This window comes from Yinghuangia seranimata, assembly GCF_029953285.1.
Lineage (GTDB): Bacteria > Actinomycetota > Actinomycetes > Streptomycetales > Streptomycetaceae > Yinghuangia > Yinghuangia seranimata.
Genome location: NZ_JASAOI010000083.1, coordinates 24,187 through 38,331, shown reverse-complemented (window position 1 = coordinate 38,331; position 14,145 = coordinate 24,187). Strand labels below are relative to the sequence as shown.

Here is a 14,145-nt window from a genome sequence, read left to right as displayed (position 1 = left end):
TTTTTCTCTCTGGACGGTCAGGTATGTCGTCACGAGTATGCCGCGTCCCCGGCCCGCACACAGCAGGCCGGGGACGACGGTGGCGCGATCGGGACCCAACCGGAACGCGGAGCGTCGAGGCCGGGTCGGGCGGGAGCGGCGGACGCCGTCAGTGGAACGCGTGCTCCGGGCCCGGGTACTCGCCGCCCACCACGTCGGCGGCGAACGCGCGCGCCGCGTCGCCGAGCGTGGTGCGAAGGTCGGCGTACTGCTTCACGAACTTCGGCAGCTTGCCGGGGGTGAGGCCCGCCATGTCGGTCCACACCAGGACCTGCGCGTCGCACCCGGCGCCCGCGCCGATGCCGACGGTCGGGATGTCGAGCATCGCGGTGACCTTGGCGGCCAGTTCCTCGGGGACCAGCTCCAGGACGACGGCGAACGCGCCGGCCGCCTGCATCGCCTTGGCGTCCGCGAGCAGTTGCGCGGCGGCCTCGTCGCCGCGGCCCTGCACGCGGTAGCCGCCGAGCACGTTGACGGACTGCGGGGTCAGGCCGATGTGCGCCATGACCGGGATGCCGGCCGTGACGAGCGCCTCGACCTGGTGCGTCATCGCGACGCCGCCCTCGAGCTTGACCGCGCCGGCGCCGGCCTCCTTGAGGAAGCGCGCTCCGGTCTCCAGGGCCTGGGCGGGGGAGACCTGGTACGAGCCGAACGGCAGGTCGGCGACCACGAGGGCGCGCTTGGTGCCGCGCACCACGGCGCCGGTCAGCATGACCAGCTGGTCCACGGTGACGGGGATGGTGTTCTCGTAGCCGAGGTGGTTGTTGCCCGCGGAGTCGCCCACGAGCAGCACGGGTATGCCGGCGTCGTCGAAGACCGAGGCGATCATGGAGTCGTACGCGGTCAGCATCGGCCACTTCTCGCCGGACTGCTTGGCGCGGGCCAGGTCGCGGACGGTCACCCGGCGGCCGGTTCCGGTGCCGCCGTACAGCGTCAGGCCCGGGCCTTCGGGGACGGCGGGGGCGGGCGACGCGGGGGGCTGCGACTGCTTCTCGGACATGGTCAAACTCCTCATCTAGAGGCGCTCATTCGGCGTCCCCTGACTGATTGCCATGGTGACACGTGCTCCGCCCGGGCGACAGGGGCGGACGTCGCCCCGGGTTTGCCGACTATTTACGATACGAGACTAGACCGTTTCGATAAGCGCCGACTACGCTCATTGCGAAACGATACTGTGTCGTATCGAAACACAACGAACCCGTAGAGGGGGAACTCCATGGCCGGCACCGCCCCCGGCGCGGCCCTCCCGCCGCGCACTGTCGACCCGACCGTGCACAAGCGCCGCTGGTACATCCTCGGCGTGCTCGTCCTGAGCCTGCTCGTCGTCGTCCTCGACAACTCGATCCTCAACGTCGCCATCAAGGTCATCGCCGACCCCGACCAGGGCCTCGGCGCCTCGCAGAGCCAGCTGCAGTGGGCGATCAACTCCTACACGCTGGTCTTCGCGGGCCTGCTCTTCACCGCCGGCATCCTCGGCGACCGCTTCGGCCGCAAGAAGCTGCTGCTGTTCGGGATGGTCGTCTTCGGCGTCGCGTCGCTGCTGTCGTCGATGGCGCAGAGCCCCGGCCAGCTGATCGCCGCGCGCGCCGTGATGGGTTTCGGCGCCGCGTTCGTGATGCCCGCGACGCTGTCGATCATCAGCAACGTCTTCGAGCCGCACGAGCGCGCCAAGGCGATCGGCATCTGGTCCGGCGCGGTCGGCCTGGCCATCGCGATCGGCCCGATCACCGGCGGCGCGCTGCTCGAGAAGTTCTGGTGGGGCTCGGTCTTCCTCATCAACGTCCCGATCGTCATCGTCGGCGTCCTCGCGATGATCTTCGTGGTGCCGGACTCCAAGGACCCCAACCCGGGCCGCCTCGACCCCGTCGGCGTCCTGTTGTCCATCGCCGGCCTGGTCTCCCTCGTCTACGGCATCATCAAGGGCGGCGAGGACTCCTGGACCAGCGTCCAGGTGCTCGCGACCATCGCCGTCGGCCTGGCGATCCTCGGCTTCTTCATCTGGTACGAGAAGCGCAGCGACCACCCCGCGCTCGACGTCCGCTTCTTCCGCGAGCGCTCGTTCTCCGCGGCCGCCGCGGCGATCGGCCTGGTGTTCTTCGCCCTCATGGGCGTGACCTTCTTCATGGCCTTCTACCTGCAGAGCGTGCGCGGCTACACGCCGCTGCAGACCGGCCTGTTCCTGCTCCCGCTCGCCGTCGGGCAGTTGCTGTTCGCGCCGCGCAGCGCCACCTTCGTCACCAAGTTCGGGGTGCGCGCGGTCACGACCACCGGCATGGTCATGATCACCGGCGCCTTCCTGCTGTTCCTGGCGATGGGCCGCAGCACCCCGATGTGGATCCTGTGCGTCGTGTTCTTCGTCCAGGGCCTCGCGATGTCCCTCGTCATGCCGCCCGCCACCAACTCCGTCATGGCGTCGCTGCCGCGGGAGAAGGCCGGGGCCGGCTCGGCGGTCACCAACACCGTCCGGCAGGTCGGCGGCGCGCTCGGCGTCGCGGTCCTCGGCTCGCTGCTCTCCTCGGTCTACCGCGACCAGGTCGCCGGCAACGGCGTCCCCAAGGGCGCCGACGAGTCCGTCGAGGCGACGCTCGGCGCGGCCGCGCACGCCGGCCCGCAGGGCGCCGGATGGGTGGATCCCGCCAAGGACGCGTTCATCACCGCGATGCACAGCGCCGCCCTCGGCTCGGCGGTCGTGGCCGCGATCGGCGCGGTCGTGGTCGCACGGTGGATGCCCCGCAAGCCCGCCGCCCCGACGACACCGAGTGTGCCCGAGCAGGTGCGCACCGACGCTAAGGTCTGAGCGATGAGCTCCATGACGGACGACACCGCCGCCGGCCCCGCCCCCCAGGGCGGCCCGGCGGCGGTGCCGCGCGCGCAGCGCGGTCGGCCGCGCAGCGCCGCCGCCGAGCGCGCCATCCTCGACGCGACCCTCGCGCTGATCGCCGAGCACGGCAACATCGGCGCGCTGTCGATCGAGGCGGTCGCGCAGGCCGCGGGCTGCGGCAAGGCGACCATCTACCGCCGCTGGTCCAACAAGGAGGCGCTCGTCATCGCGGCCGTGGAGGCCGCCGAGGAGCCGATTCCCGAGCTCGCCGGCGAGAGCGTCCGCGACGACCTGGTCGCGCTCCTCGTCGCGATGCGCCGCAACCTCCTCGACCAGCGCGCCGAAGGGCTGCTCCAGAGCGTGCTCGGGCACGTCAAGCAGCACCCCGAGCTCGCCCGGCGCTACCACGAGGTCGTCATAGAGAAGCGCCGCGAGGCGATGCGCGTCGTGCTGCGCCGCGGCGTCGCCACCGGCGAGCTGCGCGCCGACCTGCCGATCGAGGTCATGAAGGACCTCTTCAGCGCCCCCATGCTGGTCCGCAAGATGATGCACGACGCGCAGGACCTGCCGCCCGAGCTGCCCGAGCAGATCGTCGACTCGGTGCTGACCGGGCTCGCGGTGCCGGAGGCCGCGCGCCCGCCGCGCGACGCCGACGGACCGGAAATGTGACCGTCTCGTCCCAGAACCGTCCCGGGCGCTCGGTGGGGGAACCCCGCGGCGCACGGCGTGCGTCCTGTGAGGACGTATGCGACATTCGGCGCACACGCCGGACACCCCGCGGGCGGACCCCCGGGGAGCCGGCGTCCACAGCGCGCGCCGAGCGACCCCGGGAGTGACACATGACGTGGCCCACCACGACGCCGACCCCCGCCGGGCCTGAGACGGCCGGGGCAGGGCGCGGCCGTCGGCGTGGCGTCCCGAGCCGCGCGGACCTGGCCGCGCTCATGCGGCGCCCCGCGTGGCGGCGCGGACGCTTCGTCGCGGCGTACGCCGTGCTGGTCGCGCTGCTCATGGCCGGGCACTCCCTGGTGCCGAACACCCCCGGGCAGATCGGCTCGCTGCTCGAGACCTTCCTGCCGTGGACCGGGTTCTTGATCGTCCCCGTGCTGCTCGGCGCGGCACTGCGCCGCTCGTGGACCGCGCTGGTCGCGGCCGTGCTGCCCGCCGTGGTGTGGCTGGCGATGTTCGGCGGCGCGCTGTTCGGCTCGGGCGGCGGAGGCGGCCCGTACGACCTGCGCGTGGTCACCCACAACATCAACGCCGAGAACCCGGACCCGGCCGGCACGGCCCGCTCGCTGCTGAACGCCGGTGCCGACGTCGTCGCGTTGGAGGAGATCCCGAGCGGCCAGCGCGGCCGCTACGGCGCGGTCCTCGACGGCGCCTACGCGCACCACGCCTCCGAGGGCACCGTCGCGCTGTGGAGCCGGTTTCCCATCCAGAACGTCACCCCCGTCGACGTCGGCATGGGCTGGACCCGCGCCCTGCGCGCCGAACTGGCCACGCCCAAGGGCACCGTCGCCGTGTACGTCGCGCACCTCGCGTCCGTGCGGTTCGGCCCGGGCGGCTTCGGGATCTCGCAGCGCGACGACACCGTCAAGCGGCTCGCGCAGTACGTCGACGCCGACCCGGCGCGGCACGTCGTCCTGCTCGGCGACCTGAACGGCACGGTCGCCGACCGCGGCCTCAAGCCGCTGACCGACGGCCTGACCGACGCGCAGGACGCGGCCGGATCGGGCTTCGGATTCACGTGGCCGGCGTCGTTCCCGATGGCCGCGATCGACCACGTGCTCGTGCGCGGCCTGCACACCGTGGACGCCTCGGTGCTGCCGAAGACCTCCAGCGACCACCGCCCGGTGAAGGCCGACCTGAAGTTCTGACGCCCCGGCGGGCGGCCCCGGGTCAGGCGAGCCGGCCGCCACCGTCCACGTGCAGCACGGTGCCGGTGACGTACGGGTTGCCCATCGCGAACAGCACGGCGTCCACCAGGTCCTCCGTCGTCCCGACCCGGCGCGCGGGGTTGCGCTCGGCGACCCCGCGCAGGAACGCCTCCTTGTCGGAGCCCAGGCCGTCCCACGCGCCCGTGTCGACGATGCCGGGGGAGACCGCGTTGACCCGCACCGGCGCGATCTCCACGGCCAGCGCCTGGACGAGGAAGGCGAGCGCGCCGTTGGACGCCGCCATCACCGTGCGCTCGGGCGCGGGCCGCCATGCGGCGACGCCCGAGAAGAACGTGAGCGACCCGCCGTCCCGGACCTGCGGCGCGAGGTGCTTGGCGAGCAGCAGAGGGCCGAACACCTTCGCGGCGAAGGCGCGGTGCACCGCAGTGAGTTCGAGGTCGGCGAGCGGGCCGTTCGCGGGCATCGCGGCGGTCGACACCAGGTGGTCGAAACGGCCGGCCTCGGCGGCGAGCGCGGCGACCGAGGCCTCGTCGGCGAGGTCCACCGCGACCGTCTCGGCGCGACCGGGCAGCTCGCCGGCGGTCCACTCCAGCGTGCGCGGGTCGGGACCGGCCAGGACGACGTCGGCCCCGGCGGCCGACGCGGCGTGCGCGATCCCGCGGCCCGCGCGGGCGCCGGCCCCGACGACGATCACGCGGCGTCCGGCGAGGGCGGCGGCGTGGTGCGCCGCGGAGGGGGATCCGGTCAGGGGCGTGGTGGCGGACATGGTGGTGCTCCTCGTTCCGTGGGTCTTCGTGCCTTACGACGACGAGCCTGCGCCCCTGCGGTGCCATGCGTCCAAGGCTTGGTTTCTTGCTCTGCGATAAATTCTGTTCATGACGACCCTCCGGCAGCTCGAGTACCTGGTGACCGTGGTCGACACCGGGAACTTCACGCGCGCCGCCGAGCGGCTGCACGTCACCCAGCCCGCGCTGTCGCACCAGATCCGCGCGTTGGAACGCGCCGTCGGCGGACCGCTGCTCGAACGGCTGCCGCGCGGCGTCCGGCTCACGCCTATGGGCCGCGCGGTCCTGCCGCACGCCCGTGCCGCGCTCGCCGAGGCGGACCGGCTCGCCGCCGCGGCGCGCCGCAGCGCGGGCCTCGACGGCGGCGAACTGGAGGTGGCCGCGGTGTACTCGGTCGGCCTCGGGCTGCTGCCGCCGGTGCTGCGCGAATGGCGCGGCCGCCACCCCGGAGTCCGGGTGCGGCTCAAGGAGTTCGCGCACGCCGACGAACTGCGCGCGGCGATGGCCGCCGGACAGGCCGACCTCGCGGTCGGACCGCTGCCGGACGACTGGGAGGGGCCGGTCCGCGAGCTCGGCGTCGAGGAGTTCGTCGTCGTGCTTCCCGCCGACGACGCCCTCGCCGAGCGGCGCGCCGGGATCGCGGTGGCCGAACTCGCCGACCGTGACTGGGTGCACTACGCCCCCGGCCACGGCCTCGGCGACCTGCTCGACAGCGTGTGCGCGGCGGCCGGCTTCCGGCCCCGGGCCGCGGTCCGCACCGAACAGACCTCCGCCGCACCGCTCCTGGCCGCCGCGGGCATCGGACCCGCGCTGGTCCCTGCGAACATCCTCCCGGCCGGCTTCGACGGCGCCGTCCTGCGCCCGGACCCGCCGGTGCGGCGCACGCTCGCCGCGTACACCCGCACCCGCCCGGACCGGACGACGGCCGCGTTCGCCGACCTGCTCGCCGAGCACGTCCGCGTGGCCCTGTCCGCGTCCGCGCGCTGAGCCGCAACGCCGCCGCGCGAAAGGGACATTCGGGGAGGCCCGCGGTCCAAGATCGTTTACGCTCCGGTCGGCATCCGGGGGAGGGAAGCCGCCACGAGGCTCCGCGGTGCCCGCGCACGCGACCGCACCGTGATCGGGGACTCATGGCAGACAACATCGCAGACGAAGCGGCCGGAGCCGGCCGCGCCGCCGAGGCCACGGACGCGGCGGGGCCGGCGGAGACCGACGGCTACGAGGTGCGGAACTCCTGGGACGCGCACCAGGCCAAGGCCGTCGCGTTCGCCCTCGGTGGCGCGGCGGTGCTCGTGGGCTGCCGGTTCGTCCCCCAGGGCGACGCCGACGACCGCAGTCCGCTCATGCGGTTGCTCGTCCCCGTCGGCGAGATCGCGTTGCTCCCCACGGCCCTGGCGCTGGTCGTATGGGCCGTGCTCATCGCCCTGCAGCCCGCGCTGCGCACGCTGGTCCTGCGGGTGGACGCCGAGGGCATCGCGCTCGGGCGCGGCTCGACGTCGTTCCCGCCCGGCGACGACCTGCGCGTCGCCTGGCGGGACGTGAGCGCGGTCATCGTGTGGAAGTACCCGTCGAGGTACGGGAACTTCACGATGCTCAGCCTGGTGCCCGCGCCGGGCGGGACGCTGCCGCGCTTCCAACGCCTGTTCCCGAACCGGGCGTACCCGCAGGGACCGCCGACCCGGACGCACCTGAGCCTTGCGGAGGACGGCCCGGTCGACGTCGCGCGCGTCGCCGACGTGGTCCGGCGTGTGGCGCCGCAGGTGTCCTTCCTCGACTACGCGAACGGCACCGCCGTCGTCGCGCCCCACGAGATTCCGCCGGGCTCGGTGCCGGACGCCCCCTGACGCCCCGGCTAGCCGGGGGCAGGGAGTCCGAGCACGCGGCGGGCGACGATGTCCCGCTGGATCTGCGCGGTGCCGCCGTAGATCGACGCCGCGCGGGACCACAGGTAGCCGGTCATCGCGTCCGCGCCGAGGACGTCGAGCCTGAGCCTGCCCACGAGTTGGTCGACGCGGGTGAGCAGCAGCTTGTCCACCGAGCCCTCGGGGCCGGGGTCGCCGTCCGGGGTGCGGTCGCGCAGGCGGGCGCGGACGCGCAGCCGCAGCGCGTACAGCCAGCGTTCGGCGTGCGCGAGTCGGTCGGCGAGCACCGGGTCGAGGCCGCCGTGTGCGCGGAGTTCGGCGACTGAGGCGGCCAGGCGCGAGGTCCAGCCGATGTCCGCCGGGCCGCGCTCGTAGCCGAGCAGCGCCATTGCGATGCGCCAGCCGTCGCCTTCCGCGCCCAGCCGGTCGGCGGCCGCCACCCGGGCGTCGTCGAAGAACACCTGGGCGAACTCGCGGGTCTCGAAGGCCGTGGTGATCGGCTCGACGCACACGCCCGGCGCGTCCATCGCGACCAGCAGCACCGTCAGTCCGTTGTGCCGCCCGCCGGGCTCGCCGGTGCGGCACAACAACAGGCACCGGTCGGCCTCGACGGCGCCGCTGGTCCAGATCTTGCCGCCGGTGACCCGGTACGCGTCCCCTTCCCACACCGCCCTGGTCGCCACCGCCGCCAGGTCCGAGCCCGCCTCGGGCTCGCTGAACCCCTGGCACCAGGCGACCCGCCCCGCCAACAGCCCCGGCAGGTGGGCGGCGCGCTGCTCCGGGTCGCCGAACCTCCGCAGCGCGTGCGCGAGATGCCCGATCGGCGGCACCGGCGGCAGTCCCCGGAAACCGAGTTCGTCGTTGACGATCGCCTCGTACGCGGGCGGCAGGCCGCGCCCGCCGGCCTCGGTGGGGAAGGACACGCCGACGTACCCGGCGTCGTACAGCGTGCGGTGCCAGCCGCCGCCGTCCTCCGGAACGTCGGTCAGTGCACCGATCCAGTCGGCCAACTCCGCGCGGAACACCGCCTCGTCAGGTGTGTCCAGGGCGCGCAGGTCAGGCAGGGAACCGGACGCGGGCGGGCGGCCGGCGAGGAACAGTCGGCGGCCGTGCACGCGGCGCAGCCTGACGTGCGCCAGGTGATCCCACGTCATGCCGATGCCGCCGAGCATCTGAACCGCCGTCTCGCACACGGACGTCGCCGCTTCGGCGCACAGCAGCGCCGCGGCGTGCGCGACCGCGTCCGCCTCGTCGGGCCCGAGCGCGTCGGCGGCCCACGCGGCGTGCGCGGCGATCGCCTCGGCCGCGGCCAGGTCGACGGCGGCTTCGGCGGCGAGGTGCGCGACGGCCTGGAACGCGCCGACCGGTCGACCGAACTGGCACCGCACCCGGGCGTATTCGACGGCGTCGTCAAGGGCCCCGCGTGCGGTCCCGACGAGCTCGGCCGCGACCAGCGCGGCACCTCGGGCCCGGCCGACACCGCCCCGGCACAGTTCCGCGTAGTCCACGGGCGTGAGGGCGCGAGCGAGTTCCTCGGCGACGACGGCCGCGTGGAGGGCGGACGCCCCCGACCCGGGCGAGCCGAGGTCGTCGAGGCCGGTCTCGCGCAGCGCTTCGGCCGCGGCCGAAGCGAGCGCGCTGTCGTGGAAGTGCCGTGTGCCGGACGGGCGGTGCGCGTCCGCGATGCGGGCGGCCGTGGCGCGCAGCAGGCGCAGTTCGTCGTCCACGCGCGCACGCTAACAGCGCAATCTTTACAAGGAAAGGCTGCCGACAGAGCGAGCGTCGGTGCCCCGCGCGCTGTGTTCGGCGGCGGGGCACCGGGGCCCGCGGATCAGCTCTCGCGCCAGCGGCTGGTGATCGGCAGGCGCCGGTCGCGCCCGAACGCCTTCAGCGAGATCTTCGTGCCCGGCGGGTACTGCCGGCGCTTGTACTCGGCGGTGTCGACGAGCCGGAGGATCCGGTCGACGAGCGCCGGGTCGAAGCCGGCCGCGACGATCTGGTCGCGCCCCAGGTCCTGTTCGACGTAGTCGTCCAGGATGTCGTCGAGCAGCTCGTACTCCGGCAGCGAGTCGGTGTCCTTCTGGTCCGGCCGCAGTTCCGCGCTCGGCGGCTTGGTGATGGAGTTCTCCGGGATCGGCGGCACCTGGCCGAGCCGCAGCGCCTCCTCGTTGCGCCACCGCGCGATGCGCCACACCACGGTCTTCGGCAGGTCCTTGATCGGCGCGAACCCGCCCACCGCGTCGCCGTACAGCGTGGAGTAGCCGCACGCCAGCTCGCTCTTGTTGCCGGTCGCGAGGACGAGGTGGCCCTCCTGGTTGGACACGCCCATCAGGGTCGTGCCGCGCACCCGCGCCTGGAGGTTCTCCTCGGCCAGCCCGGTCAGCGCGAGCGCGTCGAGGTAGGCGTCGACCATGGGAGCGATCGCGACCTGGCGGTAGTTGAGCCCGATCCGCTCGGCGGAGTCGGCCGCGTCGTCCTTGGAGTGCTCGGAGGAGTACTTGCTCGGCATGGAGATGCCGTACACGTTGCCGGGGCCGACCGCGTCCGCGGCGATCGCGGCGACGAGCGCCGAGTCGATGCCGCCGGACAGGCCGAGCAGCACGGACTTGAACCCGTTCTTCGCCGCGTAGTCACGCAGGCCCACGACGAGCGCGCCGTAGATCTCCGCGTCGTCGGACAGCCGCTCGGCGACGCTCGGCGCGAGCGGCTCGTACGGCACGACGGGCGTCTCGGAGAGCGTCGTCAGCTCGATCGTCAGGCCGTCGGCGACGACGTCGCCCGCGTTGAACACGCTGTCGTCGGTGGACGCGGCGGGCAGCTCCAGGTCGGCGACCAGCAGCGCCTCCTCGAACTGTGGGGCCCGGCCCAGCAGTTCACCGTCCGGGCCGACGACCAGCGAGTCGCCGTCGAAGACCAGCTCGTCCTGGCCGCCCACGCAGTTCACGTACGCGAGCGCGCAGCCCGCCTCGGCGGCCCGGCGGCGGGCGAGCTCGAGCCGCACGTCGTCCTTCGCCAGCTCGTACGGCGACCCGTTGACCACCACCAGCAGCCCGGCGCCCGCCGCGCGCACCGCCGCGACCGGTCCGCCGTCCTGCCACAGGTCCTCGCAGACGGCCAGCGCGACGTCGACGCCGTGCACCCGGACGACGGCCAGCTTGTCGCCCGGCACGAAGTAGCGGAACTCGTCGAACACACCGTAGTTCGGCAGGTGGTGCTTGGCGGAGCGGGCCACCACGGCGCCCTCGTGCAGGACCGCGACGGCGTTCTGCGGCGCGCCCGCGGGCAGGCCGAGGCGCGGTGTCGCGGTCGCGCGGCGGTCGAGGTAGCCGACCACCACGGGGGTGCCGCCCAGGCCCTCGTCCGCGAGCCGGGCCGCGAGCGCGTCCAGCGTGCGGCGGGAGGCCTCGACGAACGAGGACCGCAGCGCGAGGTCCTCGACCGGGTACCCGGTGAGCACCATCTCGGGGAAGGCGACCAGGTGCGCGCCCTGTCCGACCGCGCGCTTGGTCCACGCGACGACCTGGTCCGCGTTGCGGGCGAGGTCGCCGACCGTCGGGTTCATCTGGCTGAGGGCGATCCGTAGCTGAGGCACGAATTCAGGCTACCCGAGACTTGACGTCAATGTGACGAATAGTGGTGCGGGTCTCGTGACGTGTCGCCGCCCGGCACCCGGCGCGGGCGGCGACGCTCGTGGTCGGCCCCGGTCCGCGGGGCCGACGGACAGGGCGGCCGGGGGCGGGGCGGCGGAGCCGCTGTCCGCGTGCAGCAGCGTCAGCAGGCGCTCCTGGACACCGCGGTACGCGGGCTGGTCGATCACCGTCACGCGGTCGCGCGGCCGCGGCAGGACGACGTCGATCGTGTCGACGACCGACGGCCCCGGCGGGTTGCCCATCACCACGATGCGGTCGGCGAGCAGGATCGCCTCGTCGATCCCGTGCGTCACCATGAGCACGGTCTCGGTCGTCGACTCGGTGCCCCACAGCTCGAGCAACTGCTCCTGGAGCCGGGCCCGGGTCAGCGCGTCGAGCGCGCCGAACGGCTCGTCCAGCAGCAGGATCCGCGGCCCGACGGCGAACGCCCGTGCCACGGCGGTGCGTTGCTGCATACCGCCGGAGACCTGATGCGGCAGCTTGTTGCGCTGCTCCCACAGCCCGACCGCGGTCAGGTAGCGCTCGACGGCCTCGTCCAGCAGCGCCCGAGGCCGGTCGGGACGCGCCGCGCGCGCCGCCTCGCGGACGTTGGCCAGCAGGCTGAGCCGGGGCAGCAGCGAGTAGTTCTGGAACACCATCGCCCGGTCCGGTCCCGGTCGCGTGATCGGCTCGCCGCCGAGCGACACCTCCCCGGCGTCGGCGTGCTGGAGGCCGGCGACGATGCCCAGCAGTGTCGACTTGCCGCATCCGGAGTGGCCGATCAGCGACACGAACTCGCCCTGCCGGACCGTGAGATCGACGTCGCGCAGCACGTGCTGCGGCGGTACGCCGCGCCGTCCGCCGAACGACTTGTGAAGACCTTTGATGACGAGATCACTCACGGGGTCGCCGCCTTTCCGCCCACCAGCCGCAGCAGCCACAGGAAGAACATGTCCAGCGCGAAGCCGACGCCGCCGATGAGCACGATCGCGCTGATGACCTCGGAAAGGTCGCCGCCGTTGTACGAGTTCCACACGAACGAGCCGATGCCGGTGCTGCCGGACAGCATCTCGACGGCGACGATGACCATCCACGCGATGCCCATCGACAGCCGCAGCCCGGTCACGATCGACGGCAGCGAGTGCGGCACCATCACGTGCCGCACGTACGCGAACCGGCCGAACCGGAACACCTTGGCGACGTTGCGCTGGTCGTCCGGCACCGACGCGGCGCCCGCCGCGGTGTTGAGGACGGTCGGCCACAGCGCCGTGACGAAGATGACGAACACCGCCGCCTGCGGGCTGTCCTTCAGCACCACCAGGCCGAGCGGGAACCACGCCAGCGGCGACACGGGGCGCAGCAGCTGGACGACCGGGTTGACCGCCTGCCACGCGCGCTTGCTGCCGCCCATCAGGAGCCCCAGCGGGATGCCGACCAGTGCCGCGAGCCCGAAGCCCGTGAACACCCGCTGGAGCGAGGTCAGCAGCTGGACGCCGATGCCCTTGTCGCCGGGGCCGCGGTCGTAGAACGGGTCGCCGAGCAGGTCGCCCAGCGTGCTCAACACGTCCGTGGGCTTGGGGAGTTCCGGGGTGTCGGCGGCTGCCCACAGCCACAGGCCGACCAGCACGGCGAGGCCGACCAGCGACCACGCCGCGGCGGACGCCGCGGCGCGCAGCCGACCGCCGCCGGCCCGCCGAGGCGGCGGGGGAGTGGCGGCGCCCCCGTCCGCCCCGGCCTGCGCGCCCGGCGCGGCGTCGGCGAGGACCGCCGTCCCGGCAGGGGCGTTCCCGCTCTGCGTCGTCATGCTCTGGCCACCTCCTTGGCGAGGTCGTTCGGGTCGAACCGGGCCGCGTCGAGCTGCACGTCGAACGGCTGCATGTCGGGCACGACGCCGACCTTCGCGGCGTCGGCGACCTCCTTGTAGAGGTCGGACAGGATGATCGAGTCGACCAGCTTGGCCGGGTCGGCGACCGGGCCCTTCGCGATGCCGAGCCGCTGGTACTGCGCGAGGAACCACAGGCCGTGCGCCTTGAGCGGCGTGTTGACCTGGCCGTCGTCGAAGAAGCGCATCATGTCGCTGGTGTACGTCTTGTCGGGCAGGCCGGCGCCGAGCTGGTAGCGGCCGGTCAGCCGCCCCTCGATCTGCGCGGCGGGCGCGTTGACGTACTGCTGCTGCGCGATGGTCGCGGCGGCGCTCTTGCGGTTGGTCGGGTCGTCGAGCCAGCGGCTCGCCTCCAGCACCGCGGCCATGACGTCCTTGAGGGTGTCGCGCTTGCCGCTCGCGAACGCCTCGTTGACGACGAGCGCCTTCTCCGGGTGGCCGCGCCACAGGTCCTGGCTGGTCAGGTGGGTGAAGCCGATGCCCTGGTCGACGGCGACGGCGTTCCACGGCTCGCCGACGCAGTAGCCGTCCATGGTGTCGACCTTCATGTTGGCGACCATCTGCGGCGGCGGGATCGTGATGATCTTCAGCGCCTTCGGGTCGACCTTGGCGGCGCGCAGCCAGTAGCGCAGCCAGATGTCGTGGGTGCCGCCCGGGAAGGTCATGGCCAGGGTGTTCTCCTTGGCCTCCAGTGCGGCCTTGGCCTTCGCCAGGTCGCCGTAGCCCACCGAGGACAGGCCCTTCTTCAGGGTGATCGCCTGCCCGTTGTGGTTGAGCACCATGGCGATCTTCAGGGCCGTCGAGCCGTCTCCGCCGATGCCGCTCGCCACCGAGAACGGCATGCCGAACAGGCAGTGCGCGCCGTCGATCTGGCCGTTCAGCAGCGCGTCACGGGTGGTCGCCCACGACTGCTGCTTCTCGACCGTCACGTCGAGGCCGCGCTTCGCGAAGTAACCGAGCTCCTGCGCCATCACGATCGACGCGCAGTCGGTCAGCGCGATGAACCCGAGTTTCACCTTGCGCTTGGGCCCGGAGGGGGCGGCGCCGGATCCGGCGGGCGCGGCGGTCTTCTTGTCGTTCCCGCCGCCGCACGCGGCGGTCAGGCCGGCGGCCACGGCGGTGCCGCCGGCGGCGCGGAGGAAGCTTCGTCTGTCCATGCCCCGGAAGGTAGGGACGGCGCTCTACGGGGCTGTTTCCCCGCCGTCACCGCGCAGTGAAGGTCTGTCGCG

General features: G+C 73.3%; 12 protein-coding genes. 5 read left to right on the top strand and 7 right to left on the bottom strand.

Translation table 11 applies throughout. The features are described 5' to 3' along the window. Positions 1-148: 148 nt before the first annotated feature. The gene (gene panB, locus QI554_RS40265; RefSeq protein ID WP_281477754.1) at positions 149-1,039 is read right to left on the bottom strand and encodes a 3-methyl-2-oxobutanoate hydroxymethyltransferase; all 891 of its coding nucleotides are present in this window, start codon (positions 1,037-1,039) and stop codon (positions 149-151) included. 216 nt (positions 1,040-1,255) lie between these two features. On the opposite strand from panB, the gene QI554_RS40260 reads away from it, so the two are divergent. From QI554_RS40260 to QI554_RS40250, 3 genes are all read left to right on the top strand, one after another. Then, positions 1,256-2,836, top strand: coding sequence for an MFS transporter (locus tag QI554_RS40260; protein ID WP_281477753.1), 1,581 nt, complete (start codon positions 1,256-1,258; stop codon positions 2,834-2,836). A gap of 3 nt (positions 2,837-2,839) precedes the next feature. After that, positions 2,840-3,529 carry a TetR/AcrR family transcriptional regulator gene (locus QI554_RS40255; protein ID WP_281477751.1) on the top strand — a complete coding sequence of 230 codons (690 nt, stop codon included), beginning with the start codon at positions 2,840-2,842 and terminating at the stop codon, positions 3,527-3,529. A 170-nt stretch (positions 3,530-3,699) separates the two neighbouring features. Then, on the top strand, positions 3,700-4,737 hold the full coding sequence (locus QI554_RS40250; RefSeq protein WP_281477749.1) for an endonuclease/exonuclease/phosphatase family protein: 1,038 nt from the start codon (positions 3,700-3,702) through the stop codon (positions 4,735-4,737). A gap of 22 nt (positions 4,738-4,759) precedes the next feature. Here the strand turns inward: QI554_RS40250 and QI554_RS40245 are convergent, their stop codons facing one another. Beyond that, positions 4,760-5,524, bottom strand: coding sequence for an SDR family oxidoreductase (locus tag QI554_RS40245; protein WP_281477747.1), 765 nt, complete (start codon positions 5,522-5,524; stop codon positions 4,760-4,762). 109 nt (positions 5,525-5,633) lie between these two features. Here QI554_RS40245 and QI554_RS40240 point away from each other — a divergent pair, with 109 nt between their 5' ends. Both QI554_RS40240 and QI554_RS40235 read left to right on the top strand, forming a co-directional pair. After that, positions 5,634-6,530, top strand: a complete 897-nt coding sequence (locus QI554_RS40240) for a LysR family transcriptional regulator (RefSeq protein WP_281477746.1) — start codon at positions 5,634-5,636, stop codon at positions 6,528-6,530. A gap of 143 nt (positions 6,531-6,673) precedes the next feature. Next, positions 6,674-7,387: a hypothetical protein gene (locus tag QI554_RS40235; RefSeq protein WP_281477745.1), complete on the top strand. Its 714-nt coding sequence runs from the start codon at positions 6,674-6,676 to the stop codon at positions 7,385-7,387. An 8-nt stretch (positions 7,388-7,395) separates the two neighbouring features. Here the strand turns inward: QI554_RS40235 and QI554_RS40230 are convergent, their stop codons facing one another. The 5 genes from QI554_RS40230 to QI554_RS40210 form a co-directional block, all read right to left on the bottom strand. Beyond that, positions 7,396-9,132 carry an acyl-CoA dehydrogenase family protein gene (locus QI554_RS40230; protein ID WP_281477744.1) on the bottom strand — a complete coding sequence of 579 codons (1,737 nt, stop codon included), beginning with the start codon at positions 9,130-9,132 and terminating at the stop codon, positions 7,396-7,398. Positions 9,133-9,236: 104 nt separating this feature from the next. Beyond that, a complete protein-coding gene (locus tag QI554_RS40225) occupies positions 9,237-10,997 on the bottom strand; it encodes an NAD+ synthase (RefSeq protein WP_281477742.1) in 1,761 nt (586 codons plus the stop codon). A 9-nt stretch (positions 10,998-11,006) separates the two neighbouring features. Then, the gene (locus QI554_RS40220; protein WP_281477740.1) at positions 11,007-11,936 is read right to left on the bottom strand and encodes an ABC transporter ATP-binding protein; all 930 of its coding nucleotides are present in this window, start codon (positions 11,934-11,936) and stop codon (positions 11,007-11,009) included. Beyond that, positions 11,933-12,838, bottom strand: a complete 906-nt coding sequence (ntrB, locus tag QI554_RS40215) for a nitrate ABC transporter permease (protein ID WP_281477738.1) — start codon at positions 12,836-12,838, stop codon at positions 11,933-11,935. Before ntrB ends, QI554_RS40220 begins: the two co-directional genes overlap by 4 nt. Next, positions 12,835-14,073, bottom strand: a complete 1,239-nt coding sequence (locus QI554_RS40210) for a CmpA/NrtA family ABC transporter substrate-binding protein (protein ID WP_281477737.1) — start codon at positions 14,071-14,073, stop codon at positions 12,835-12,837. Before QI554_RS40210 ends, ntrB begins: the two co-directional genes overlap by 4 nt. Between the last annotated feature and the right edge of the window lie 72 nt (positions 14,074-14,145).

Bases quoted from the DNA above. Each gene is read 5' to 3' on its own strand.
- panB (WP_281477754.1), bottom strand. From the start codon at position 1,039: ATGTCCGAGAAGCAGTCGCAGCCCCCCGCGTCGCCCGCCCCCGCCGTC.
- QI554_RS40260 (WP_281477753.1), top strand. From the start codon at position 1,256: ATGGCCGGCACCGCCCCCGGCGCGGCCCTCCCGCCGCGCACTGTCGAC.
- QI554_RS40255 (WP_281477751.1), top strand. From the start codon at position 2,840: ATGAGCTCCATGACGGACGACACCGCCGCCGGCCCCGCCCCCCAGGGC.
- QI554_RS40250 (WP_281477749.1), top strand. From the start codon at position 3,700: ATGACGTGGCCCACCACGACGCCGACCCCCGCCGGGCCTGAGACGGCC.
- QI554_RS40245 (WP_281477747.1), bottom strand. From the start codon at position 5,524: ATGTCCGCCACCACGCCCCTGACCGGATCCCCCTCCGCGGCGCACCAC.
- QI554_RS40240 (WP_281477746.1), top strand. From the start codon at position 5,634: ATGACGACCCTCCGGCAGCTCGAGTACCTGGTGACCGTGGTCGACACC.
- QI554_RS40235 (WP_281477745.1), top strand. From the start codon at position 6,674: ATGGCAGACAACATCGCAGACGAAGCGGCCGGAGCCGGCCGCGCCGCC.
- ntrB (WP_281477738.1), bottom strand. From the start codon at position 12,838: ATGACGACGCAGAGCGGGAACGCCCCTGCCGGGACGGCGGTCCTCGCC.
- QI554_RS40210 (WP_281477737.1), bottom strand. From the start codon at position 14,073: ATGGACAGACGAAGCTTCCTCCGCGCCGCCGGCGGCACCGCCGTGGCC.